Annotated in this window: 22 protein-coding genes; 11 read left to right on the top strand and 11 right to left on the bottom strand. The window is 72.1% G+C overall.

Going from position 1 to position 22985, the window contains the following annotated elements:
- The first annotated feature begins 98 nt into the window (after nucleotides 1–98).
- From EDF55_RS17345 to mscL, 3 genes are all read left to right on the top strand, one after another.
- A complete protein-coding gene (locus EDF55_RS17345; RefSeq protein WP_123656238.1) occupies nucleotides 99–683 on the top strand; it encodes a 5-formyltetrahydrofolate cyclo-ligase in 585 nt (194 codons plus the stop codon).
- A 1-nt stretch (nucleotide 684) separates the two neighbouring features.
- A complete protein-coding gene (locus EDF55_RS17350) occupies nucleotides 685–957 on the top strand; it encodes an FmdB family zinc ribbon protein (protein ID WP_123656239.1) in 273 nt (90 codons plus the stop codon).
- A 71-nt stretch (nucleotides 958–1028) separates the two neighbouring features.
- The gene (gene mscL / locus EDF55_RS17355; RefSeq protein ID WP_123656240.1) at nucleotides 1029–1529 is read left to right on the top strand and encodes a large conductance mechanosensitive channel protein MscL; all 501 of its coding nucleotides are present in this window, start codon (nucleotides 1029–1031) and stop codon (nucleotides 1527–1529) included.
- A gap of 190 nt (nucleotides 1530–1719) precedes the next feature.
- Here the strand turns inward: mscL and EDF55_RS17360 are convergent, their stop codons facing one another.
- Both EDF55_RS17360 and EDF55_RS17370 read right to left on the bottom strand, forming a co-directional pair.
- Nucleotides 1720–2310: a CDP-alcohol phosphatidyltransferase family protein gene (locus EDF55_RS17360; RefSeq protein ID WP_165931372.1), complete on the bottom strand. Its 591-nt coding sequence runs from the start codon at nucleotides 2308–2310 to the stop codon at nucleotides 1720–1722.
- 363 nt (nucleotides 2311–2673) lie between these two features.
- Complete coding sequence (locus EDF55_RS17370) at nucleotides 2674–6384, bottom strand: AAA family ATPase (RefSeq protein WP_395867452.1); 3711 nt, start codon at nucleotides 6382–6384, stop codon at nucleotides 2674–2676.
- A gap of 312 nt (nucleotides 6385–6696) precedes the next feature.
- Here EDF55_RS17370 and EDF55_RS17375 point away from each other — a divergent pair, with 312 nt between their 5' ends.
- The 4 genes from EDF55_RS17375 to EDF55_RS17390 all read left to right on the top strand — a co-directional run bounded on the left by EDF55_RS17375 (nucleotide 6697) and on the right by EDF55_RS17390 (nucleotide 10370).
- Nucleotides 6697–7569: a CoA ester lyase gene (locus tag EDF55_RS17375; protein WP_123656243.1), complete on the top strand. Its 873-nt coding sequence runs from the start codon at nucleotides 6697–6699 to the stop codon at nucleotides 7567–7569.
- Nucleotides 7570–7578: 9 nt separating this feature from the next.
- Nucleotides 7579–8043 (top strand): DUF6264 family protein, encoded by a 465-nt coding sequence (locus EDF55_RS17380; protein WP_123656244.1) that lies wholly within the window; start codon nucleotides 7579–7581, stop codon nucleotides 8041–8043.
- Between the two features lie 136 nt (nucleotides 8044–8179).
- Complete coding sequence (locus EDF55_RS17385; RefSeq protein ID WP_123656245.1) at nucleotides 8180–9457, top strand: FAD-dependent oxidoreductase; 1278 nt, start codon at nucleotides 8180–8182, stop codon at nucleotides 9455–9457.
- 34 nt (nucleotides 9458–9491) lie between these two features.
- Nucleotides 9492–10370, top strand: coding sequence for an aldo/keto reductase (locus tag EDF55_RS17390; protein ID WP_123656246.1), 879 nt, complete (start codon nucleotides 9492–9494; stop codon nucleotides 10368–10370).
- Here EDF55_RS17390 and EDF55_RS17395 read toward each other — a convergent pair.
- Nucleotides 10367–10819, bottom strand: coding sequence for a hypothetical protein (locus EDF55_RS17395; protein ID WP_123656247.1), 453 nt, complete (start codon nucleotides 10817–10819; stop codon nucleotides 10367–10369). The two genes, EDF55_RS17390 and EDF55_RS17395, sit on opposite strands and share 4 nt — an antisense overlap.
- Before the next feature lie 123 nt (nucleotides 10820–10942).
- Between EDF55_RS17395 and EDF55_RS17400 the strand changes: the two genes are divergently transcribed.
- Nucleotides 10943–11920, top strand: coding sequence for an NAD(P)H-quinone oxidoreductase (locus EDF55_RS17400; protein WP_123656248.1), 978 nt, complete (start codon nucleotides 10943–10945; stop codon nucleotides 11918–11920).
- A 91-nt stretch (nucleotides 11921–12011) separates the two neighbouring features.
- Here the strand turns inward: EDF55_RS17400 and EDF55_RS17405 are convergent, their stop codons facing one another.
- Entirely contained in the window at nucleotides 12012–12617 is a 606-nt protein-coding gene (locus tag EDF55_RS17405; RefSeq protein ID WP_123656249.1) for a TetR/AcrR family transcriptional regulator, read from the bottom strand.
- A gap of 79 nt (nucleotides 12618–12696) precedes the next feature.
- Here EDF55_RS17405 and EDF55_RS17410 point away from each other — a divergent pair, with 79 nt between their 5' ends.
- Complete coding sequence (locus EDF55_RS17410) at nucleotides 12697–14184, top strand: DHA2 family efflux MFS transporter permease subunit (protein ID WP_123656250.1); 1488 nt, start codon at nucleotides 12697–12699, stop codon at nucleotides 14182–14184.
- Nucleotides 14185–14351: 167 nt separating this feature from the next.
- On the opposite strand, the gene EDF55_RS17415 is transcribed toward EDF55_RS17410, so the two are convergent.
- The 7 genes from EDF55_RS17415 to EDF55_RS17445 form a co-directional block, all read right to left on the bottom strand.
- Nucleotides 14352–15101 carry an amino acid ABC transporter ATP-binding protein gene (locus EDF55_RS17415; protein WP_123656251.1) on the bottom strand — a complete coding sequence of 250 codons (750 nt, stop codon included), beginning with the start codon at nucleotides 15099–15101 and terminating at the stop codon, nucleotides 14352–14354.
- Nucleotides 15098–15976: an amino acid ABC transporter permease gene (locus tag EDF55_RS17420; RefSeq protein WP_123656252.1), complete on the bottom strand. Its 879-nt coding sequence runs from the start codon at nucleotides 15974–15976 to the stop codon at nucleotides 15098–15100. Before EDF55_RS17420 ends, EDF55_RS17415 begins: the two co-directional genes overlap by 4 nt.
- Nucleotide 15977: 1 nt before the next feature.
- Nucleotides 15978–16799 (bottom strand): ABC transporter substrate-binding protein, encoded by an 822-nt coding sequence (locus EDF55_RS17425; protein WP_123656253.1) that lies wholly within the window; start codon nucleotides 16797–16799, stop codon nucleotides 15978–15980.
- Nucleotides 16800–16887: 88 nt separating this feature from the next.
- Nucleotides 16888–17364 (bottom strand): cupin domain-containing protein, encoded by a 477-nt coding sequence (locus EDF55_RS17430; protein ID WP_123656254.1) that lies wholly within the window; start codon nucleotides 17362–17364, stop codon nucleotides 16888–16890.
- Nucleotides 17365–17371: 7 nt separating this feature from the next.
- On the bottom strand, nucleotides 17372–18679 hold the full coding sequence (locus EDF55_RS17435; protein ID WP_311316790.1) for an amidohydrolase family protein: 1308 nt from the start codon (nucleotides 18677–18679) through the stop codon (nucleotides 17372–17374).
- Nucleotides 18676–20379, bottom strand: coding sequence for an adenosylhomocysteinase (locus EDF55_RS17440; protein ID WP_123656255.1), 1704 nt, complete (start codon nucleotides 20377–20379; stop codon nucleotides 18676–18678). The genes EDF55_RS17435 and EDF55_RS17440 overlap by 4 nt, the downstream gene beginning before the upstream one ends.
- A gap of 88 nt (nucleotides 20380–20467) precedes the next feature.
- Nucleotides 20468–21421, bottom strand: a complete 954-nt coding sequence (locus EDF55_RS17445) for a PrsW family intramembrane metalloprotease (protein WP_123656256.1) — start codon at nucleotides 21419–21421, stop codon at nucleotides 20468–20470.
- Between the two features lie 73 nt (nucleotides 21422–21494).
- On the opposite strand from EDF55_RS17445, the gene EDF55_RS17450 reads away from it, so the two are divergent.
- Both EDF55_RS17450 and EDF55_RS17455 read left to right on the top strand, forming a co-directional pair.
- A complete protein-coding gene (locus EDF55_RS17450) occupies nucleotides 21495–21758 on the top strand; it encodes a glutaredoxin domain-containing protein (protein ID WP_123656257.1) in 264 nt (87 codons plus the stop codon).
- 230 nt (nucleotides 21759–21988) lie between these two features.
- Entirely contained in the window at nucleotides 21989–22975 is a 987-nt protein-coding gene (locus EDF55_RS17455) for an amidohydrolase (protein ID WP_221180781.1), read from the top strand.
- The last annotated feature ends 10 nt before the right edge of the window (nucleotides 22976–22985 follow it).

The raw sequence follows: 22985 nt of genomic DNA on the forward strand, positions 1-22985 counted from the left end.
GATGCCCCCTCCTGGGTCATGTCAACGGAACGGAGGACAAGGGCTTTGCGGACAGGAGCGCGGCTTCCCGCAGGATCGCGATCGTTAGACTCCCTCGCATGATCCCCGATCTCGGCAACGAGAAGCGCGCGCTGCGAGCCGAGCTCCGGCAGCGGCGACGCACCAGGACCACCACCGAGCGCGAGACCGACACCGAGTCGCTCACCGCAACCCTGCAGCGCTTCGCGGAGGAGCGGCAGCTCGAGTCCGTCGCGCTGTACCTGTCGGCCTCCGACGAACCGAACGTCCGCCCGTTCCTGAACTGGGCGTACGAGCACGGACTCCGCGTCCTGCTCCCGATCACCCGGGAGGACGGGCTGCTCGACTGGGCCGTCGGCGACGGGTCCTCGGAGACCGAGGGACTGTTCGGCATGCCCGAGGTCGTCGGCGAGGTCCTGTCCCCGCTCGCGATCAACGACGTCGACGCGATCCTCACCCCGGCGGCGGCGGTCGGGCGCGACGGCGTCCGGATGGGCTGGGGCCGCGGGTACTACGACAAGACCCTCGGGTCCATGGCGAACCGCCCGCCCGTCTATGCTGTGATCTTCGACGCGGAGTACCTCGAAGAGGTCCCGCGCGAACCCCACGACGAACCCGTCGACGGCATCATCACGCCGTCACGCATCATCACGTTCCGGAGCTGACGTGCCCACCTACTCGTACCGCTGCACCGAGTGCGACACCGCGTTCGACATCAAGCAGTCGTTCTCCGACGCCACGCTCACCGAGTGCCCGACGTGCGGCGGTGTGCTGCGCAAGGTGTTCTCGCCGGTCGGCGTCACGTTCAACGGTGGTGGGTTCTACCGGACCGACTCCCGTCCGGCGCCGAAGTCGGAGGGCTCGAGCACGCCGGCGAAGTCCGAACCGAAGAAGGCCGAGTCCAAGCCGGCCGCGCCCGCGAAGCCTGCCGCGTCCTGACCAGCGTTCTCACTCCTCGATAGGTTGAGGTGTCGCCACCCGGCGGCCGTCCCCGACCCGGAAGGAGTCCCGTGAAGGGCTTCAAGGAGTTCCTGCTCCGCGGAAACGTCATCGACCTGGCCGTCGCAGTCGTCATCGGTGCCGCGTTCACTGCGATCGTGACCACGATCGTGAACGCGCTCATCAACCCCCTGATCGGCGCGGTGTTCAACGCGTCGAGCCTCGACGAGGCGCTCGTCTGGAAGATCCCGACCGTGTCCGGCGGACACGCGTCGATCCTCTTCGGTGCGATCATCGGCGCCGCGCTGAACTTCGTCATCGTCGCAGCGGTCGTGTACTTCGCCCTCGTGCTCCCGGTGAACCACCTCAAGAAGGTCGCGTTCGAGCGGGTCAAGAACGACGACGAGCAGACGCCGCAGGACGTCCCGCCGACCGACGTCGAGGTGCTGCTCGAGATCCGCGACCTGCTCCGGTCGCAGAACGGCGTGCCCACGAGCACCGGCAGCGGCGCCCACGTCGCCCCGTCGAACGCGCCGGAGGGTCCCGGCATCAGCGGCACGACGAAGCTCTAGCGCGCGGACGGACGCTCGGCGCGGATCGGCGCCGCACGACCGAAACCCGTTCGCACCACGGAAGTCCGTGGTGCGAACGGGTTTCCGTTGTGCGCGGCCGGAACGCACCAGCGGCGGCCGCGGCGGCGCGGCGGCGCGGGACGGGGCGCGCGCGGCGGCCGCGACGGCCGCGACGGGCGTGGGCCGCGGGCTACGCCACGCGGGCGCGCTCGCGGCGGCGCTTCGCGCGCAGGGCGACGAAGTACTGCGCGCCGGCGAGCAGGTGCCCGGCGGTGCCGAGCCACACGAAGACGAGCGCCGTGATGCGGATCCAGGAGTGGTCCGACGCCCACGAGGTCGCCGAGAAGAGCAGCACCGGCAACCCGACGAAGAGCAAGGCCGAGCGGATCTTGCCCGTCCAGGACACGTCGAGGTCCGGGTCGCCGCCGAACCACACGCTCGACAGCAGCGCGAGCACGGCATCGACGACCACGATGATCACGACGACGATCCACGGCAGCAGGCCGACGAGCACGAGCGACAGCACGATCGCGATGATGGCGAGGCGGTCGGCGACGGGGTCGAGCGCCTTGCCGAGCTTGGACGTCTGGTCGAACTTCCGCGCGATGAAGCCGTCCGCCCAGTCCGAGACGCCGAGCACCACGAGCGAGAACAGCGCCCAGCCGGGGTGGCTCGTCACGACCAGGATCACGAACACCGGGATGAGCAGGAACCGGAACAGCGTGATGAGGTTCGGCCAGGTCTGCCAGTCGGGACGCTGGCGCACTGCGGAGTCGGTCATCACGTGCTTTCTTCGGGGTCGGACCTCCAGGGTACCCATCACCAGTGGGGAGGTCGGTCCCCCAGCAGTCGGGCGTCGTTCTCCCCGCGGCTGTGCCGAGGCGGTTCCGGGGCCGGAGCGGGGTCCGATCCCGGCACCGGCTGGGTGGTGACGCGTCTGCGGACCCGTCCCGAGCCTCCGGTCCGGCCCTGGTCCGGTTCACTCCGGACGGGAGGCTCCGGTGCGGCCGCGTCGTCGGCCCGCGTCCACGTGCCCAGCAGCTGGTCGGTGCCGGGCGTCACCGGACCGGCGGGCCGGGAGGCCCTCCGACTCATCGGCGCGCGGGACCCGACGTGGGCACGCGGGGATCGCGATCCTGCGTGCTCATCGGCGGGCGGGAACCGGAGGGATGGAGATCTCCTGCGTGGCCCCGCGGTCGACGCCGAGGACCGACGCGACCGTGTTCGCCACCCGGTCCGGGTCGGAGAACAGCTGGAAGGCGTGCACGCGCACGTAGTGCCAGCCGAGTCGGCGGAGCACCTCGGGCCGGAGCCGCAGCGACTCGCGGAGGGATCCCTGCACGAGCGACGCGTCGGTCTCGATCGTGACGCAGACCCCGCCGTGCGCGGCCACCAGGCCGAGCTTGCCGCGGTGGCCGAGCGCGACCGGGATGCCGCGCATCTCGAGTCGGCGTGCCAGGTCGACGAGCAGCGGGTCGGAGTCGTCCGGCACGTACTCGGCGGTGGTGCGGGCACGGACCTCGGCGAGGATCTCGGCGAGGGCGACGGTGCCGTGGCCCATCCGCTCCGCCTCGATGTCGGACGGCTGGAAGCACGTGACGATCACCATGGAGCGGCGCGCACGGGTCATCGCGACGGCGAGCAGACGCTCCCCGCCGGGCTTGCCGAGCGGGCCGAAGTCGCGGAGGACACGGCCGTGCGGGGTCCGGCCGTAGCCGATCGAGAACACGACGCGGTCGCGGCTCTGCGCGACCGACTGCTCGAGCGTCGCGACGATGAACGGCTCGGCACGGTCGCCGATCACGAACTCGGTGAGGTCCTTGTGCCCGGCGGCAGCGGTGAGCACGGCCTGCTCGACGCGCACGGCGTGCTTCGCGGACGCGGTGATGACCATCAGCGACTCGGTCGGACGGGTGCGGGCGTGGTCGATGACGAGCCGGACCACGCGGTCCACCTCGGCGTCGACACTCTCCACCGCGCCGGACTCGGGGTCCGGGACGGCCTTGCCGTCGCTGACGTAGTCGAGCGCGATCGAGCCGTGCCCAAGGAACGAACCGGCCCACGGCAGCGACTCGATCCGGCCGCCGTAGAAGCGGCGGTTCACGAGCTCGGCGAGGTCTTCGCCGCCGGCGCGGTAGGACCGGGTCAGGGACAGGGTCGGCAGGAGCGTCGAGAGCTTCGCGAGCGCGGAGTCCGCGTGCAGGGCGTCGAGCGTCTCCTCGTCCACCTGCAGCGCACGGTGCGCGGGGTCGACGGCGATCCGGAACGGCGACGGGGTCTGCGTCACCGGGTCACCGAAGACGACGGTCTGGCGGGCGCGACGGACGGCGTCGACGGTCTCGGCGATGGTCACGGCACCGGCGTCGACGAGGATCACCGTGTCGAACGGCATCGTGTCGGCGATCTGCGGGACCTCGTACGGGGACGCGAGCCACACCGGCGCGATCGACCGGGACAGGTGCGGGGCGGAGTCCTGGAGCAGGCGCGAGGTGATCGCGCCGTCCTTGAGCTGCGACTTCAGCGCCGCGGCTTCTTCCGGCCAGTCGACGAGACCGACCTTCCAGTTCTCGGCGAGCTGCCACGCGAGGCCCTGCGAGACACCGGCGGCGTGCGCGTCGTCGACGAGGCGGAAGTCGGCCTCGACCCGGTCGAGCATGTCGGTGTTCGCGCCGAGCAGCGCACGGTCGGACTCGAGCATCGTCTCGAGGGCGGACTGCCACCACGCGAGCTCGAGCTCCGCGGGGACCTGCGTGTCCGGGACGTGCCGGTTCGCGAGGTCGGTGATGAGCGGCTGGAGCTGCAGGTCGCGGAGGGTCTGCATGAGCTCGGTGCGCTCCTGCAGGTTGTGCAGGACGTCGGACTCCTCGGCCAGGGTGCCGATGTACGGCAGGAGCTGGTCGACGGGCATGTTCGCGAGCTGTTCGTCGCGGCTGGTGCGACCGAGCGGCTCGTCGAGGCGGGCCAGGTCCTCCACGACGTTCGAGAACAGCACCTGGACGTCCGCGATGCCCGTGGGGACCTCGGGGTTGACGCCCGCGGCGACGTAGCGCTGCCAGAGCACGCGCTGCTGCTGCACGCGGGTCAGTGCCTCGTGCAGGTCGGAGACGTGCACACCGGGGCGGACGTACTCCCGCGCGAGCTTCTTCAGCCGGCGTCGGTTCGTGGACGACATCGGGGCGCCCTCGCCGCGCGGGGCGGTCGCCGCCACGAGCTCGGACACCGAACGGTCGAAGACCACCGGCAGGAAGCGGTCGAGCGTGTCCCGGATCTCGGTGAGCAGGCGGAGGTAGATCCCGAGCTCGTTGATCGTCGTGAACTGCCGCATCCGGGTCGTCGCGATGAGTTCGTGCGCGCGCTGGAGCAGCGTCGGCAGGGACCCGCCGTGCAGGTCCTTGGCGATCTTGTGGGCGCGCTGCGCACCGTCGCTCGAGGAGAACTTCGCGCCGTACCAGGGCGAGTCGTCCGGACCGTAGCGGAACTCGCCGAGGTTCGCCGCGCTGACCATCGTCTCGGCGACGCGGGAGCGGCCGGTGACCATGGCGCTGACGGACTGCTTCGACAGCCGCGCGGTCGTCGACGGGGGCACGGGCAGCAGCGACAGGCGGGAGAGCTCGACCAGGCAGTCGAGGACGCTCACGCCGAAGTCGGGGTCGGTCCGGGAGAGGCCGCCGCGGTAGTCGGTGAGGACCTTGCGGAGCCGGACGAGGGCGTCGTCGACCTCACGCAGGGACGGGCGGGTCGCCTTCTCGTTGCGGGCGATGGCCCGGACCACGTCACGGCGGAGGGTCGCTGGCGTCACGGCGACACCCGGCAGGTGCACCTCGCCGAAGCGGGCCGCGATGCCGCGGAGGGTCGCACGACGCGGGCTGACCACGAGGACGCGCTTGTTCGCGGCGACGAGGCCACCGAGTGCGTTCACGATCGTCTGCGTGCCGCCGGTACCCGGCAGGGTCTTCACGACGATGGAGTTGCCGGCCGTGATCTGCGCGATCACGTTCTCCTGCTCGTCGTCGGCGTCGAGCAGCAGGGTGTCGGTGTCCGGGCTGCGCTCGTCCGACGGGGTCTGCTCGACCGGGTGGTACGACTGCTCGACCTGCCACTTGGCGCTGGGGTTGCCGGCGAGGGCGTCGAGCACGGGGTGCGAGAGGTCCTTCGTGTCCTCGACCAGGCCGGTCGCGACCTCCGCGAAGGTCGAGACGACGAGCCGGGCGTGCACCGAGAAACCGGGGATGTGCGCCGTCAGACCACGCAGCCGGTCGATCACCGGGTTCGGGGTGAACGAGCCGTCCTGCTGCGCCAGGGCGACGAACGCCTGGGAGTCGAGCGTCACGCCGAACTGCTCGCGGAGGGCGTCGGCGAGTGCCGGGTTCAGCACGGGTTCGCCGAGGAGCCGGACCTCGAAGTCGCGGCCGTGGCGGCGGATCGCCAGCGGGCGGAGCAGCACCGGGCCGCGGAACTGCTCGTCGCCGCGCTGCCAGTCGGCCATGCCGATGCCGAGGTTCACGGCGTCGATGCCGCGCACGGTGGCGAGCTCGGTGCCCTTCGCCTCGACGTGGTTCGCCGCGATGCGGGCGGCGCGGAGTGCCACCTCGTCGCGGATCAGGCTCGAGAGCAGCGTGGTCTTGCCGGTGATGAACTGTGCGAGACCACCGGGGTGGGTCGTGGAGAGCTCGATGCGGGCGCGAGGGTGGTCCGCGAAGTGCACGAGCGGGCTGGAACCGCCGACGCCCGCCAGCTGTGCGCGCCAGGCGTCCCAGACGGGTTCCGCCGCGTTCGTCGCGGTGAGCCGCGGGTCGCCGAGGCTGATCGCGTGCGGGCTCGTCACCTGGAGCTCGGGGCGGAGCGAGCGGTCCAGCTCGTCGCCGTCGGTGTCGGTCTCGTCTGCACGGACGGCGTCGTCGCGGTCGGTGGCGTCGGGAGTGCTCGTCGTGTCGTCCTGCTCGTCGCGGTGCTGCTGGTCGTCGGGCCGTGCTCCCCCGGCGGCGCGCGCGTCCTCAGCGGGGACGTCGCCGTTCACGTCGTCCTCGCCGTCGGTCACCCTGTCCGCACGCCACACACGCCCACTGTAGGCGGAAGCGCACCAGCACTCTGGCAATGAACCGAGGTTTCGGGAGATCCGGGCGGTCCCGAGGCGGTCCCCCGACCCCGTCTGTGGTACCAACGTGGCATGGCCATCGACGACCGAACCGCTCCCCCCACCGCTGCTCCCTCACGGCGCCGGTCGGTCCCTGCCGAGATCTCCCGCTCGTGGCTCCTCGTCGCCGGCACCGCCTCGGACCGCTTCGAGTCGGCCTCCCGGTCCCGCGCGGACCAGATCATCCTGGACATCGAGGACGCCGTGGACCCCGCCGCGAAGCCCGCCGCCCGGGCCACCGTCGCCGACTGGCTGACCGGAGGCGGCGACGCCTGGGTGCGGATCAACGACGTGACGACCGACTTCTGGGCCGACGACGTCGAGGAGCTCCGCGGGCTGCCCGGTCTGCTCGGCGTGATGCTCGCGAAGACCGAGAGCCCGGCGCAGGTCACCGACACCTGGCACCGGCTCGGCGGCCAGACCCCGGTGATCGCGCTGGTCGAGTCGGCACTCGGCATCGAGGAGGCGACCTCCATCGCCCGCGCGCAGGGTGCGTTCCGCCTGGCCTTCGGCAGCGGCGACTACCGCCGCGACACCGGCACCTCGGCGGACACCCTCGCGATGGCGTACCCGCGGTCCCGGCTCGTCGTCGCCTCCCGCGTCGGGGACCTCCCCGGCCCGATCGACGGCCCCACCGTGGGCTCGTCGCACCCGATCCTCCGCGAGCAGTCCCAGGTCGCCGTGTCCCTCGGGCTCACCGGCAAGCTGTGCCTCGACACCGACCAGCTGCCCGTCATCAACGAGGTGATCTCGCCCACGTCGACCGACGTCGCCTGGGCGCAGGACTTCCTCGACGACTTCGAGGCCCGCGGCCGCGTGATCCGCGACGGCTCCGACCTGCCGCGGCTCGGGCGTGCCCAGAAGATCCAACGACTCGCCGAGGCCTTCGGCGTCGAAGCACGTTAGGGGTTCCGCATGACCTGGTCAGCTCCCGAGCCCGGCCCCACGTCCGGCCCGCCGCCCTCGCAGTCGCAGTCGCAGTCGCAGTGGGAACGCGGCGGCTCGACGCTCTTCCCGCCGGGCAGGCTCGCCGACCGGATCTCCACGGTGCTGCTCCTGGCCTTCGGAGCGATCCTGGTGATCGTGGTCGCCATCGTGGCGCTGATCGCGACGATCTCGGCCACCGCGACGTGCGACGCCGCGACCGGCTGCTCCCCCGGCGGCTACATCGGCGGTGCCTCGCTCGCGGTGGGCGGCGCGTTCGTGATCGGCGTGGCGACGGTCGTCCTGGCGATCGGTGCGTGGATCCGTCGGCGCACCTCGTGGTGGATCGCCGCGGTGGGCTTCCTGCTGGCCGTCGCGTGCATCACGTGGGGTGGCGTGGTGTTCGCGGGCGCGGCCGACGGCGACACCTCGTCGTCGAGCAGCAGCACGATCTGACGCGGGTCCGCCGGCGCCGGACGCGATGGGCGCCGGTCTGGAGGCTCGTGCCGGCCCCGCCACGAGCCTCCAGGCCGGTGACCGGTCACGTCCCGGACCGGGCGCACGTCCCACGTCGAGGCGTAGCGTCGCGCGCATGGGCAGGGTGAGCCGGACGACGGTGGCCATCGTGGGCGGCGGGCCCGCCGGAGTGGTCCTCGGGCTGCTCCTGGCCCGCGCCGGCATCGCGGTCCGCGTGGTCGAGAAGCACGACGACTTCAACCGGGACTTCCGCGGCGACACGGTGCACGCCTCGACGATCCGGCTCCTCGACGAGCTCGGCCTCGGCGACCGGTTCCGGGCGCTCCCGCAGTCCCGGCTCGACGACTTCTCGCTGCCGATGGCCGACGGTTCCCAGCTGCGGCTCGGCGACTTTTCGCGGCTCCGCCCGCCGTACGACCACGTCGCGATGGTGCCGCAGTGGGACCTGCTCGACATGCTCGTCGGCGCTGCCCGCGAGGAACCGTCCTTCGACATCGTGGTGGGCCGTGCCGCGTCCGACCTGATCGTCGAGAACGGCCTGGTCGTGGGCGTGCACCTGCACCCGTACGACGAACCCGACCGCGAGCACGAAGAGCTCCGCGCGGAGCTCGTCGTCGCGTGCGACGGCCGGGACTCGGTGCTCCGGGCCGCGGCCGGACTGCACCCGCGGGAGTTCCCGGTGCCGTTCGACACCTGGTGGTTCCGGCTGCCCAAGGGACCCGGGGACGCCGACACCGCGCTCGTCCCCGCGTTCGACGGGAGCGACGTGCTCCTGAGCTTCCCGCGCGGCGACTACCACCAGGTCGCGTACTTCGCGCCGAAGGGGTCCGACGCTCGACTCCGCGCGCTCGGCGTTGAGGACTTCCGGGCGCGGGTCGCGCGGATCCGGCCGTCGTTCGCGGACCGGGTCTCCGCGATCGACTCGATGGACGACGTGCACGTGCTCGACGTGCGGATGGACCGGCTGCGGCGCTGGTGGCGGCCGGGGCTGCTGTGCATCGGGGACGCGGCGCACGCGATGTCACCGGCGGGCGGGGTCGGGATCAACCTCGCGGTGCAGGACGCCGTCGCGGCAGCGGCGATCCTCGCGCCGGCGATCGTCGGCGGCGTCCGCGGACGGTCCCTGAACCACGCGCTCGCGGCGGTGGAGCGGCGGCGGACCCCACCGGCCGTGATCGTGCAGGGCGCCCAGCGGATGCTGCACCGGGTGGTGTTCGAGCGCGCGTTCGCGGGGCGGCTGCAGGGCGGCCCGCCGATCCTGCCCGCCGTGCTGGCGAAGTACGTGCCACCGGCTCGTGGGCTCTACGCGCGGGGGATCGCGTTCGGTCCGCTGCCGGAGCACGCGCCGACGTGGGCACGCCCGGCTTCGGACACCGAGACCGAGCAGACCTGAACGGGGCGGCTCTGCCCGGGCGCATGCTGGGCCCATGAAGCAGCGAACCATCGGTGACACCAACGTCAGCGCGATCGGCCTCGGCGGCATGCCGATGTCCATCGAGGGACGACCCGACGAGCGACGGGCCATCGCGACGATCCACGCGGCGCTCGAGGCCGGGGTGACCCTCATCGACACCGCGGACGCCTACCACCTCGGAGGCCACGACGAAGTGGGCCACAACGAGGAGCTCATCGGGCGGGCGGTCCGCGAGTACCACGGCGACGCGGACTCGGTCCTCATCGCGACGAAGGGCGGGCACCTCCGCCCGACGGCCGGAGCGTGGACGCAGAACGGCGACCCGGCGTACCTCAAGGAAGCGGCGAAGGCCTCCGCGAAACGGCTCGGCGTCGAGACCATCGACCTGTACCAGTTCCACCGGCCGGACCCCGCCGTGCCCTACGCGGACTCGATCGGCGCGCTCGCGGAGCTGCTCGACGAGGGCGTGATCCGGATGGCCGGCATCTCGAACGCCGACGTCGACCAGATCCGGCAGGCGAACGAGGTGCTCGACGGTCGGCTCGTCTCGGTGCAGAACCAGTACTCGCCGAAGTTCCGGTCGAGCGAGGTCGAACTCGAGCTCTGCGACGAGCTGAGCATCGCCTTCCTGCCGTGGAGCCCCCTCGGCGGCATCGCCGGAGCGTCGGACCTCGGCACCACCTACCAGGACTTCGCCACGGTCGCCCGCGCCCACGGGGTCACCCCGCAGGTCGTCGCGCTGGCGTGGGAGCTGGCGAAGAGCGACGTCGTCGTGCCGATCCCGGGAGCCTCACGGCCGCAGTCGATCCTCGACTCGGTGACCGCGGCGACCGTGAAGCTCCGCCCCGAGGAGATCGACCGACTCGACCGTTCGGAGGCCGCTGCGGCCTAGTCGCAGACCTTGCTCATCGCCTGCGTGGAGGACTGCACGTCGGTGATCGAGTCCTGCAGCTTGGTCGAGTCCACCGACTTCGGGTCCTTCGAGAAGGCCTCGAGCTGTCCGACGAGGTTCGAGAACGACTGCTCGAACCCGGCGGCGGTCTCGTGGACCTCCTTGTTCGTCACCTTGTCGGTGGCGGCCTTGAGCTTGCCGTCGAAGTCCTTCAGCGTCGCCACCGCAGCGGTCGGGTCGCTCTGGAACTTCGTCATCTGGGACTGCAGCTGGGTCGACACGGACTTCATGTCGCTCTCCAGCGTCTTGCAGGCCTCGGCCTTGCTCTGCGTCGCCACCGGCTTCGCGGCCGTGGTGGCGTCGCCGTCGGATCCGCCCGAGCCGGACGCGCAGCCGGCGAGCAGGACGACGGCGACGGCAGCCGTGGTGAGTGCAGCGAACTTCTTCATGGTGATCCCCCTGGAGCAGATGGTCGAGACCCCGGCCGGGGTCATCGATGCGTCACCGAGCGTACATCGGAGCCGCACAGGCGGCCGGGCGTCCACGAGCGCCCGACGCGTACCGTCGAGGGCATGCAGGCCATCACCTTCGACCACCCCGGGGACGAGACCGTCCTCTCCCGCACCGAGCTCCCCGACCCGACGCCGTCCGACGGCGAGGTCCTCGTCGAGGTCGCCGCAGCCGGGGTCAACAACGCCGACCTGCAGCAGCGACAGGGCAACTACCCGCCGCCGCCCGGTGCGTCCGACATCCTCGGCCTCGAGGTCTCCGGCACGATCCGTGCGCTCGGCCCAGGGGTGACCGGCTGGGCCGTCGGCGACCGCGTCTGCGCGCTGCTCTCCGGCGGCGGGTACGCCTCGCTCGCCGTGGTGCCCGCGACCCAGCTGCTCCCGGTGCCGGACGACCTCGACCTGGTCAGCGCGGCGGCACTGCCCGAAGCGGCGTGCACCGTCTACTCGAACATCGGCATGCTCGCCGGGCTCCGTCCGGGACAGACGCTCCTGGTCCACGGCGGGACCGGCGGGATGGGCTCGCACGCGGTCCTCTGGGCGAAGGCGCTCGGGGCCCGGGTGATCGCGACGTCCGGCGGCGAACGGAAGGTCGCCGCGTCCCGGGAGCTCGGCGCCGACCTGGTCATCGACCACCGCACCGAGGACTTCGTCGCACGCTCGACGGACTTCACGGACGGCGCCGGCGTCGACGTGGTGCTCGACGTCGTCGGGCCCGCGTACCTGGCGCGGAACCTCGAGGTCCTCGCGCCGAACGGGCACGTCGCCGTGATCGCGTCCGGCAGCGGCACCGAGGCCACGCTGCCGTTCGGGCTGCTGATGCGGAAGCGGGCGACGATCAGCGGGACCACCCTCCGCGCGCGGCCGCTGACGGAGAAGGCGGAGATCGTCGAGGCGGTCCGCTACAACGTGTGGCCGTTCGTCGCGGACGGCAGGGTCCGTCCCGTGGTCGACGCCGTGCTGCCGCTCGCCGAGGCGGGTGAGGCGCACCGGCGACTCGCCGCCGGCGACGTGATCGGGAAGCTGCTGCTCACGCCCTGATCGCGCGGCGGGGCGCGACCGACTGGAGGCCCGGTGCCGGTCCGGCGGACCGGCACCGGGCCTCCAGTCGGTCGCCGTCAGGGCACGCGCGTCACGCGGCCGCGCGGGCCGACGCCACCACCTGCATGCACTTCTCGCCGAAGGTCGCGCGGAGCAGCGACGCGGCGTCCTGGTCGGCGTCGAACAGCGACGGCATGTCGATGGCGAGCATGACGCTGAAGATCATCCCGCTGCCGAGGAACCCCTGCACCTGCTCGTCCGGCATCCCCGCCTCGTCGCGGAGGAAGCGGTAGATCGCGAGGAAGCCGTCCCGTGCCGCCTGTCCGATCGCCGGCTCTGCGCCCGAGACGAACGCCTGGAGCAGCATCGTGTGCAGCCCCCGCGTGGCGGACAGGTCGATGAACTGCTCGCCGATCGCCTGTGCGCGGCGGTGTTCGTCGGCGTCGGACGGGAGCGCTGCGAGCGTGGTGCGCCATGCGTCGACGAGGGCCCCGAGGGTGGCGTGGAAGACCTCGAGGAACAGGGCTTCCTTCGTGCCGAACATCCGGACGACGTAGGGCTGGCTGATGCCGGCCGCCGTGGCGATCTGGTCGGTGGTGGTGCCGTTGTAGCCCTGGCGGCCGAAGAGGTCACGGGCGGCCTCGAGGATCATCGCCCGACGTTCGGCGGCGGGCATCCGTGCGGATCCGGAACTCATGGTTGACAGGTTATCAGTCGATTACTACAGTCCACCAGTGTAGTAATCATCCGATTACCAACAGAACGGAACCCTCCCCATGAAGCGACGCATCCCGGTCTGGCTCGCCATCGCAGCCGCGTCCCTCCCGATGTTCATGGCGACCCTCGACAACCTCGTCGTGACGAGCGCCCTCCCCGCCGTGCACGCGGACCTCGGCGCCTCCGTCGAGGAACTGCAGTGGATCACCAACGCCTACACGCTCTCCTTCGCCGCGCTGATGCTGCTGGCCGTCGGACTCGGCGACCGGTTCGGCCGTCGGCACCTCTTCATCGCCGGCATCGGCGTCTTCACGATCTCCTCCGCGTTCGCCGCGATGAGCACCGACCCCACCGCGCTCATCGTCTGGCGCGCCGTCGAGGGTGCCGGCGCGGCGGCGATCATGCCGCTCTCGCTCACACTCCTGGTCGGCAGCGTCCCGGACCGGCTCCGGACCGTCGCGATCGGGGCGTGGGGCGGCATCTCCGGACTCGGCGTCGCGCTCGGCCCGCTCATCGGCGGCGCCGTCGTCGAGGGGTGGAGCTGGGAGGCCATCTTCTGGCTCAACGTCCCGGTCGGGATCGTCGCCGTCCCGCTCGCCCTCCTGGCACTCCCGAACACCCTCGGTGCTCGCGTGCGTGCGGACTTCCTCGGCGTGGTGCTCGCCGGGCTCGGTGTCCTCGGCGTGGTCTTCGGGATCGTGCGGGGCAACGACGCCGGCTGGACCTCGGCCCAGGTGCTCGTCGGACTGGTCGGCGGTGGGCTGCTCCTGGTGGCGTTCGTCGTCCGGCAGGCCACGACCAGCGCCCCGCTCCTGCCGCTGCGGTTCTTCCGCGACCGGAGCTTCGCGCTCGCGAACGTCGTCGCGATGACGTTCTCGTTCGGAGCGTTCGGCGCGGTGTTCATCCTCATCCAGTTCCTGCAGGTCGTGCAGGGCCGTTCCCCGCTCGAGGCCGGCGTCTGGACGATGCCCTGGACCCTCGCCCCGATGGTGATCGCGCCGCTCGCCGGCATGGTCGCGCCCCGGGTCGGGACCCGCGTGCTGATCGCCGGCGGGATGGCGTTCCTGTCCGCCGGACTGTTCTGGATCGCGGGCGCGATGTCCGCGGACGTGACGTTCGCCGGTCTGCTGCCCGGGTTCCTGCTCGCGGGGATCGGCATGGGCGCCGTGTTCGGGCCGATCTCCACCGCGGTGCTCGCCCGGATGCCGCAGGAGGACCACGCGAAGGCCTCCGGCGCGAACTCCACGCTCCGGGAGATCGGCGTCGCGCTCGGCATCGCCGTGCTGACCGCGGTGTTCACCGGGGCCGGCGGGCAGCTGACGCCGACCGGGTACGTGGACGCGGCGCAGCCGGCGGTGCTCGTCGGGGCGGGCGTGGTCGCGGTCTCCGCGCTGGTGGCGTTGTTCCTGCCCGCGGGGCGCGGGGTCGCGGCGGCGGCGCCGGAGGCGGCGGGCGCCGCGCCCGCGGGCGTGCCGGACGCAGCGACCGCGGTCGGCGCGGCGCCCGCGGCGGCCGCGCCAGCGCCCTCGCCCGCGCCGGCCGCGTAGCGGCACGCCGCACAACCACGGCCAGCTCGCACCACGGGATCACGTGGTGCGAGCTGGTTGCTGTTGTGCGGGCCTCGACCGAACCGCCTGGAGGCCCGGTGCCGGTCCGGCGGACCGGCACGGGGCCTCCAGGCGGTCGCCGTGGGCACCGCGGTGGCCGAGGCGCGCTACGCGCCGACGCGGGAGAGGAACTCGACCAGGGCGGGGTGCTGCGGCGCGTCGAGGAGCTCGGCGGGAGCGCCCTGCTCGACGACCTCCCCGCGGTGCAGGAACACGATGCGATCGGCCACGTTCCGCGCGAAGTGCATCTCGTGCGTCGTCATCAGGATCGTGGAGCCCTGGCGCTGCAGTTCGGTGACCAGGTCGAGCACCTCCCCGACGAGCATCGGGTCGAGGGCGCTCGTGACCTCGTCGAGCAGGAGCAGCTCCGGGTCGGACGCGATCGCCCGGACGATCGCCACGCGCTGCTGCTGCCCGCCGGACAGCCGGTCCGGGTACGCCCCCGCGAACTCGCCGAGCCCGATCCGGTCCAGCAGCCGACGGGCGGTCGCCTCGGCGGTGGCACGGTCGATCCCGTGCACCTTCCGGGACGCCAGCGTCACGTTGTCGAGCACGGTGATGTGCGGGAACAGGTTGAACTGCTGGAAGACCACGCCGATGCGGGCCCGGGTGGCGTCGACGTCCACCCGCGGGTCGGAGATGTCCGCGCCCTGCAGGAAGATCTGTCCGTCGTCGATGCCCTCGAGCAGGTTCACCGTCTTGAGCAGTGTCGACTTGCCGGAACCCGAGGCCCCGATGACGCAGATGACCTCGTGCCGGTCGACGGTGAGGTCGATGCCGCGCAGGACCTCCTGGTCGCCGAACGACTTCCGGAGCCCACGGAGCTCCAGCACCGGTGCGGCGGGTGCGGTGCTCATACGGCTCCCCCGATCTGCTCGCGACGCTGCTGCCGGCGGGCGATGGCGTCGGTGACGCGGATGAGCGGCAGGCTGATCACGACGAACAGCAGGCCGGCGACGAAGTACGGCGTGAAGTTGTAGGTCTCGGCCTGGGCGATCTGGGCCGAGCGGACGGCGTCGACCGCGCCGAGGATCGAGACGAGCCCGACGTCCTTCTGCATCGAGACGAAGTCGTTCATCAGCGCGGGCGTCACCTTGCGGATCGCCTGCGGCATCACGACGAGCCGGAGCGTCTGCACATGCGAGAGCCCGAGCGACCGGGCGGCGAGGCGCTGCGAGGGGTGCACGGCCTCCATGCCCGCACGGAGCACCTCGGCGATGTACGACGAGTACGTCAGGACGATCGCGACGGTGCCCCACACCTCGGCGGGCAGGCGCGGGAAGATGCCGAGCCCCGGGATGCCGTACCCGACCAGGTACAGGACGATGATCAGCGGCAGCCCGCGGAACAGGTCGGTGTAGCCGGTGGCGAGCATCCGCAGCGGGAAGAAGACCGGGTTCGTCAGGCCCCGGACCACCGCGAGCAGGGTGCCGAACACGGCGACGCCGATCGCCGCGAAGAACAGGATCCGGATGTTCAGCCAGAGGCCGAGCAGGATGTCCGGGAACGTCGACGCGGCGACGCCCGGGTCGAAGAACGACTGCTGGACGGCGGCCCACCCGGGGGTGTTCACGACACCGAAGTAGACGATCGCCAGGACGACGAGCGTCGACGCGATCGACACCAGGATCGCCCGGCGTCCACGCTGCCGGCGGAAGATCTGCCGTTCGAGCTCGATCTGACTCGGCGCGGGCGACGTGACGGGCGTGCCCGCTCCTGCTGGGAGGGTCACGCTACTGCAGGACCGGGGTGTTCGTCTCCGACGACAGCCACTTCGTCTGCAGGTCCTGCAGCGTGCCGTCGTCGTCGAGCGTCTTCAGGGCCTTGTCGACCTTGCTCGTGAGTTCCGAGTCCTTCGGGAGCACGAAGCCGAACTGGTCGCCCTTGCCGTCGGCCGGGAACTGTGCGGAGACGGTGCCGTCGTCGAGCTGCGAGGCGGCCATGTAGAACGCCGTGGGCAGGTCGGTGACGATGGCGTCGATCTGACCGGACTTCAGGGCGAGGACGGCGTCGTCGTTCGAGTTGAAGACCTGCGGGGTCACCCCGAGCGTGTTCTTCACGCTCGCGATGCTGGTCGAGCCGGTCGCCACACCGATGGCGTCCTTCTTGAGCGCGGCGACGGTGGTGTCGTCCGCCGCGTCCGACTTCGTCGTCGTCACGACGGCCTGCGTGGTCGTGTAGTACGGCGAGGACATGTCGACGGCCTTCTTGCGCTTGGCGTCGATCGAGAACTGCTGGACGTTGAGGTCCCAGTCCTTCGGCCCGGGGGCGATCGCGCTGTCGAACGTGCTGCGCTTCCAGACCACGTCGGACTTGTCGTAGCCCATCTCCTTCGCGACGGCGTAGGCCACCGCGGACTCGAAGCCCTTGCCGGACTGCGGCTTGTTGTCCTCGACCCAGGGCGAGTACGCCGGCTGCCCGGTCGCGATCGTGAGCTTGCCGTCGGTCACCGTGCCGTCGGCGCTGTCACCGCTCCCCGAGGCGCAGGAGGACAGGGCGAGCGCGGCGACGGCGGCGGTCGCGACGGCGAGGGAGAGACGCAGGGTACGGGTCACGGTCGGGCCTTCGTGAGGGGGTCGAGGGGGCAGGGAGAATCGTACGGGGAACTGGTACACCACCGCGACCAGGGCGTCACGGTGCGCCTCAGGCCAGGGAGAAGTCCTCGAACGAGAAGCCCGGCGACACCAGGCAGCTCACGAGCACCTCGCCGTCCCCGGGCAGCGTCCGCTGCCACACGCCCCCGCGGACGAACGCCTGGGCGTCGTTCACCCGGTCGCGGCCGGCGTCGGGTCCGAGGGTGATCTGCTGCCCCGGCTCTGGCTGGTCGCCGTCGCCGCCGAGCTCGAGCACGACCGAGTCCGGCCCGTGCCACATCCAGATCTCGTCGCTCGTCACCCGGTGCCACGCGGACGCTTCGCCCGGCGGCAGCAGGAAGTGGATGAGCGTCGCGGCCGGCCGCTCGCCCGCCGCCGTCGTGACCGTGGCCGGCGAGGTCCACGTCCGGACGTACCAGCCGCCCTCGGGGTGCGGTTCCATGCCGAGTGCCGCTGCCCGGCGCGGGACGTCGAGCCACTCGATGAGCTCGCCGTCGACCGTTCGTCGTGCCACCTGATCGTTCATCGGACCATCATCCCGCGCCCAGACCCTCCGACCCACCGTCGAGCGCCCGCACCGTGCCGCGGATGACCGTCGCGGCAGCCCGTCCAGCGCCGTCCTCGACGAGTTCGGCGAGTGCGTCGGGCACCGTCCGGGCATCGACGTCGAACACGGCGAGATCGGCGCGCGCCCCGACGGCCAGGTGTCCGATCCGGTCCGTCCCGACCGCAAGTCCCATCGCGTGCGCTCCGCCGAGCGTCGCCGCGGCGAGCAACCGCTCGTGCAGGTCACGGTCGCCGTACCCCTGTGCCCGGGCGATCCGGTGCAGCGCGGTGACGTCCGCCATCAGGTCGAGCGACGGCGACGACGACAGCGAGTCGGTGCCGATCGCGATGGGACTGCCCTCGCGGAGGTAGTCCGCGACCGGCGGCGGGTCGAGCCCGATCACGGCGTTCGACCGCGGGCAGAGGGCGACGGCGGTGCCGCGCGCCCGGAGCAGCGCCCGGTCCGCCGCGGTCATGTAGACCCCGTGCGCGATGTGGCAGTCCGGCCCGAGGACCCCCAGCCGGTCCACGAACGAGGTCGCGCTCGCGCCGAACCCGAGCGCACGCATCGCCCGGAACGAGGGCACGTTCGCCAGGTGCCAGTCGGTGCCGTGCTCGAGCGAGGTGGCCAGCCGTTCCCCCTCGAAGGCTGCTTCGCCGAGGTGCAGGTGCAGCCGCAGTCCGCGTTGCCGGACGATGTCGGGCAGTTCCAGGAGCGGCGCGACGTCGAGTGAGTACGGCGCGTGCGGCGAGAGACCGGCACCCGGGGTGGTGGGGATGCGCGCGAGCTCGTCGAGGACCTGGTCGCGGCCGTGCTCCTGCCAGGCCGCGTTCTCCCAGTCCATCACCTCCCAGTAGGCGATGCCGCCGAGGCCGTGCGTCTCGAGTGCGGTCGCCGCCTCGATGTCGGTGACGATGTCGGCGATGCTCGTCACGCCCGCGGCGATCGACTGCGCGGCCCCCTCGGCGGCTTCGGCCCGCCAGTCGTGCGGTTCGGCGTACTCCTCGTTGAAGGCGGCCGCCCAGTCCTCGAATCCGTCGTACTGGCCTCGGCCGACACTGGCCATGCCGGTGTACTGCAGGTGCGAGTGCGCGTTGACCAGGCCGGGCAGCAGCGCCCCGCGCCAGCGTCGCTCGGTGAACGGCGTGCCGTCGAGCTGGTCCACGACCCAGGAGCGCTCGCCGACGTGCAGGATCCGCCCGTCGCGCACGGCGACGGCACCGTCCGCGATCGGCGGCGCGGTCATCGGGACGACGATGCGCGCCGAGTGCACGGTCGTCGGGTGGTCGCTCACGACGGGTCCCCGAATCGGCGGGTCCGGACGTCGGGCTCGCGTTCCGCAGGCTGCTCAGCAGGGCCGACGGGAGGCTCGGCTCGGCTCCCGAACGCGGCCAGCGCCACGCGGGCGGTCGCCTCGTCCACCTCCGGGTCGATCGGCACGACGGCGCGCGGCAGCTCGTCACCGTGCTCGAGCAGCATCCGGACGGCCCCGAGCTGCACGGCGAACGACAGGTCCATGATCTCGATCGGGTTGCCCTCGGCCGCGGTGATGTTGATGCACCCGCCGTCGTCGAGCACGAGGACCCCGTGCTCGCCGCCCGGGAACGTGAACCGCTCGGCCTTCGGCCCCACCGTCGTCCGGGTGGCACCGGCGGCGAGCGCGTCGTCGATCGCGATCTCCTGGTCGACCCCGCCGGCGACCGCGACGACGGCGTCGGGAGCGCAGGCCCGCAGCGCCTCGACGGTGATCGTGTCGCGGACGCCCGTTGCGCTCATCACCAGGTCGGCGTCACGGACGGCGTCGACGAGCGGTGCGACGGCGTACCCGGCGAACTGCGCCTGCAGCGCACGGACGGGGTCGGTCTCGGTGACCGTGACCCGGAAGCCGAGCGCGCGGAGCACCAGGGCGACCCCCTCGCCGACGTGCCCGAACCCGGCGACGACAGCCGAGCCTCCCGTCAGCGCTGGGTGAGGAGTGGCGGACGTGAGCCGGTCGACCAGGTCGAGCACCGCGAAGACCGTCGACTGCCCGGTGCCGTACCGGTTGTCGAAGAACGTCTTCGTGCGGGCGTCGTTCACGGCGATCACCGGGATGCCGAGCTGCCCGCGCTCGGCAAGCACCCGCAGGGGACGGAGGCCGCTCGTCGTCTCCTCCGCTGCGCCGAGCATCGCCCCGAGCAGGTCGGGCCGTTCCTGGTGCGCGAGCCGGATCAGGTGCGAGCCGTCGTCGAGGAGCACGTGCGGCCGCGTGTCGAGCATCGCGAGCGCCAGGTCCTTCTGCTGCGCGAGCGTCGCGGTGCTGCTCGCGTGCACGGTCATCCCGGTGGTCCGCAGCGCCTCCGCGACGGCGTCGTCGGTCTCGTCGGCGTGGGCGTAGACGACGACGTCGGCGCCGGCGTCGCGGAGGAGCAGGCTCAGGACGGCGGTCTTCGGCTCGAGGACCATCGCGACGCCGATGCGGGTGCCGCGGAGCAGCCCGCCGTCGCGGAGTTCGGCGCCCACCGCGCGGGAGACCGGCATCGAGCGGCGAGCCCAGCGGAGGCGCGCATCGGCTGCCGAGTCGTCCTCCGGGTCGCGGCCCGTCGAGACGAGGAACACGTCGTCGGACAGCATCGGGACGCCGAGGACGCCCGGCCGTGCCGGCGCGACGGGGCCGAAGGCGTCCTCGTCGACCGCGGGGAGGTGTCGGCCGGCGTCGATGACGACGAGGGTGCTGCCGCGGGGGCGGTCGGCCTCGTGTTCGATCGCCGGGGTGCTCTCCTCCGGGGTGCCGAGGCACCAGAGCTGGTCGGCGTGGTCGTGGTCGTGGTCGTGTTCGGTTGTCTCGCGCGCGCCGAGGCCGGTGAGCAGCGCGCGGAGGACGGCCGCGTCGCGGGGGTCACCGCCGATGATCCGGAACCGACGGGCCGCGACGAGCAGGTTCGTGGTCCTGGCGAAGTGCCGGACGGCCGCCGATGCCCAGGCTCGCGTGGTTGCGTCGGGTCCTGGGGGCATGGTCTCAGCGTAGGGCCGCGCGCTCGGGCATCTCGGCGTGCGGCGGTCAGCGTGCGGCGCCTGCCGTGCGGCGTGCGGCGTGCGGCGGTCAGCGCAGTGCGTGGGGCGGCGGTGCGTCGTCCCAGCCGGTCGCTCCCACGGGAACCGCTGCTGTCGCCCGGCGGGCACGGTTCCGGAAGTGCACCTGCACGCCGATCAGCACCGCGACGCCGATCGCCGACACGATCGCGAGCCCGACCAGGTAGAGCGTCGTCGCGAGTCCGGCGATCGCCATCGGCACCGTCCCGTTCTGCGCGGCGGAGAGCGGCGTCCCCGTCAGCACGAACGCCAGCACCGTGGAGATGGTCGAGTTCGAGTCGTACAGCCCGTGCAGCAGCGAGACGACGACGTACGTGACCAGCACGGTCCACGTCCACCGGAACCGGGGACGGCCGTGTGCGACGCCGAACAGCACGGCGCCGAGGATCGCCGTCCAGAGCACATGCCCCACCGGCGACAGGATCGCGCGGAGGACCTCGGTCTGCAGCAGCGACACCAGGTCGATGCCACGCGACGTGATCGCGGCGTTGAACGCGTAGCCGGCGGACTCGAACGCGGCGAAGCCCGCACCGACCGTCGCGCCGAGGAGCGCCCCCTGTCTCGCGGTCTTCGGGCGCACCCGCCAGCCGACGACCACGAGCAGCACGCCCTTGACGAACTCCTCGACGAAGCCGACCAGCAGGTAGAGCGCCGCGCCCTGGCGCAGGTTCGACTCGAGCAGGGACGCCCCGAGCACGCCGAGGATCCCGCCGACGAAGAACGCCGTGACGAGCTGCATCGTGCTCACCGTGCCGGTCACCCGCTCGATCACGAACAGGACGACGGTGAAGGGGACGAGGAAGCTGCCGAGCAGGATGATCGTCGGCACCAGGTTGGTGTTGCTCGTGAACACCGTGACCACGATCGTCACGACCCAGAGCACGAAGCCGACGACGAGCGTCTTCCACCACCAGCCGTGCCGGTGGTGCGGGTGGTCCACGGGTGCGTCGCTGGTCAGGGCCATGCGCCCATCGTGCCGCGGCGACCGGGCGACTGCTCACGGGAATGTCCGACGTCGGTCTGTTGTAGTGGACACCATGACCGACGAGACCTTCGACCAGGTGACCATGTTCGGCGCGGACTGGTGCCGCGACTGCCGGCGTTCCAAGGCGCTGCTCGACAAGCTCGGCGTGGCGTACACGTACGTCGACGTCGAGGTGGAGGCCTCGGGGGCGTCCCGGGCGGAGGCGATCAGCGGGCGGAAGAACATCCCCGTCGTCGTGCTGCCGAACGGGAAGCACTTCGTGGAGCCCTCGGACGCCGAGCTGCAGGCGGAGCTGGAGCTCGCCGGCGCGGTCTGAGCGCAGTACTCCCCGAAAGCGACAGTGGTCCGCCGGAAACGGCGGCTCCACTGTCGCTTTCGTGTACCCGTTGTCGCGCCCGACGCTCGACCGGTCCACGAGCGACACCTCCCCGCCGAATGCGCGGCGCATCTGGCTGCACGGTGTCGCTTTCGTCGCCTGGGCCCGCCTCGGAGCGAGCCGCCACGCTCCGACCCACGGACATCGGATGAATCGGGCATGATGGCCGCGTGATCATCGACGCTCACCACCACCTCTGGGATCCCGCCGACCGGCCGTACCCCTGGATGGACGACTCGGTCGCCCCGCTCCGGCGGCGGTTCGACCTGGACGACCTGCGCGCGGCGAGCGGGCCGGCGACCCGGGCGGTGGCCTGGGCGACCGGGGACGTCGCAGGCAGCAGCCCCCGCGACGGCGGCGCCAGCAGCAGCCCCCGCGACGGCGGCGCCAGCAGCAGCCCCCGCGACGGCGGCGCAGGCAGCAGCCCCGGCGACGGCATCACCGCCACGATCGTCGTCCAGGCCGTGCACGACCCCGGCGAGACCACGTGGCTCCTCGCCCAGCCTGCTCCCGTCGCCGGCGTCGTCGGGTGGGTGGACCTGACCGCCCAGGACGTGGCCGACCGGCTCGCCGCGCTCCGGCAGCACCCGCGACTGGTGGGCATCCGGCACCAGGCGCAGGACGAACCCGACCCGGACTGGCTCGCCCGGCCCGACGTGGTCCGCGGGGTCCGGGCCGTCGCCGATGCTGGGTTCGTGTTCGACCTGCTCGTCCGTGGCGCGCGGGAGCACGCCGCCGCGATCGCCCTCGTCGACGCCGTGCCCGACGGGACCTTCGTGCTGGACCACGCCGGCAAGCCCGCCATCGCGGACGATCCCGACGACCCGACCGTGCGCATCGCCTGGCGGGCCCGCATGCAGGACCTCGCCGCGCGGCCGAACGTGTCGTGCAAGGTGTCCGGCCTGCTCACCGAGGCCGGCGCCGACTGGCGGCAGCGCCCCGTCGCCCGGTACGCCCGCGAGGCCGTCGAGGCCTTCGGCCCCGACCGCGCGATGTTCGGCTCCGACTGGCCCGTCTCCACGCTCGCGGCGGACTACGCCACCGTCGTGCACACGACGCAGCACGCGCTCGTGGACCTCAGCGACGACGAGCGCGACGCCGTGTTCCACCGGACCGCGGCACGCGTCTACCTTGCCGAAGACCAGCCCCAGACATAGGATGTTTCCG

The sequence above is a fragment of the Curtobacterium sp. ZW137 genome, from assembly GCF_003762905.1.
Taxonomy (GTDB): Bacteria; Actinomycetota; Actinomycetes; order Actinomycetales; family Microbacteriaceae; genus Curtobacterium.

Bases quoted from the DNA above. Each gene is read 5' to 3' on its own strand.
- EDF55_RS17395 (WP_123656247.1), bottom strand. From the start codon at position 10,819: ATGAAGAAGTTCGCTGCACTCACCACGGCTGCCGTCGCCGTCGTCCTG.
- EDF55_RS17450 (WP_123656257.1), top strand. From the start codon at position 21,495: ATGACCGACGAGACCTTCGACCAGGTGACCATGTTCGGCGCGGACTGG.
- EDF55_RS17430 (WP_123656254.1), bottom strand. From the start codon at position 17,364: ATGAACGATCAGGTGGCACGACGAACGGTCGACGGCGAGCTCATCGAG.
- EDF55_RS17445 (WP_123656256.1), bottom strand. From the start codon at position 21,421: ATGGCCCTGACCAGCGACGCACCCGTGGACCACCCGCACCACCGGCAC.
- EDF55_RS17410 (WP_123656250.1), top strand. From the start codon at position 12,697: ATGAAGCGACGCATCCCGGTCTGGCTCGCCATCGCAGCCGCGTCCCTC.
- EDF55_RS17405 (WP_123656249.1), bottom strand. From the start codon at position 12,617: ATGAGTTCCGGATCCGCACGGATGCCCGCCGCCGAACGTCGGGCGATG.
- EDF55_RS17400 (WP_123656248.1), top strand. From the start codon at position 10,943: ATGCAGGCCATCACCTTCGACCACCCCGGGGACGAGACCGTCCTCTCC.
- EDF55_RS17440 (WP_123656255.1), bottom strand. From the start codon at position 20,379: ATGCCCCCAGGACCCGACGCAACCACGCGAGCCTGGGCATCGGCGGCC.
- EDF55_RS17415 (WP_123656251.1), bottom strand. From the start codon at position 15,101: ATGAGCACCGCACCCGCCGCACCGGTGCTGGAGCTCCGTGGGCTCCGG.
- EDF55_RS17385 (WP_123656245.1), top strand. From the start codon at position 8,180: ATGGGCAGGGTGAGCCGGACGACGGTGGCCATCGTGGGCGGCGGGCCC.
- EDF55_RS17360 (WP_165931372.1), bottom strand. From the start codon at position 2,310: ATGACCGACTCCGCAGTGCGCCAGCGTCCCGACTGGCAGACCTGGCCG.
- EDF55_RS17380 (WP_123656244.1), top strand. From the start codon at position 7,579: ATGACCTGGTCAGCTCCCGAGCCCGGCCCCACGTCCGGCCCGCCGCCC.
- EDF55_RS17375 (WP_123656243.1), top strand. From the start codon at position 6,697: ATGGCCATCGACGACCGAACCGCTCCCCCCACCGCTGCTCCCTCACGG.
- EDF55_RS17390 (WP_123656246.1), top strand. From the start codon at position 9,492: ATGAAGCAGCGAACCATCGGTGACACCAACGTCAGCGCGATCGGCCTC.
- EDF55_RS17345 (WP_123656238.1), top strand. From the start codon at position 99: ATGATCCCCGATCTCGGCAACGAGAAGCGCGCGCTGCGAGCCGAGCTC.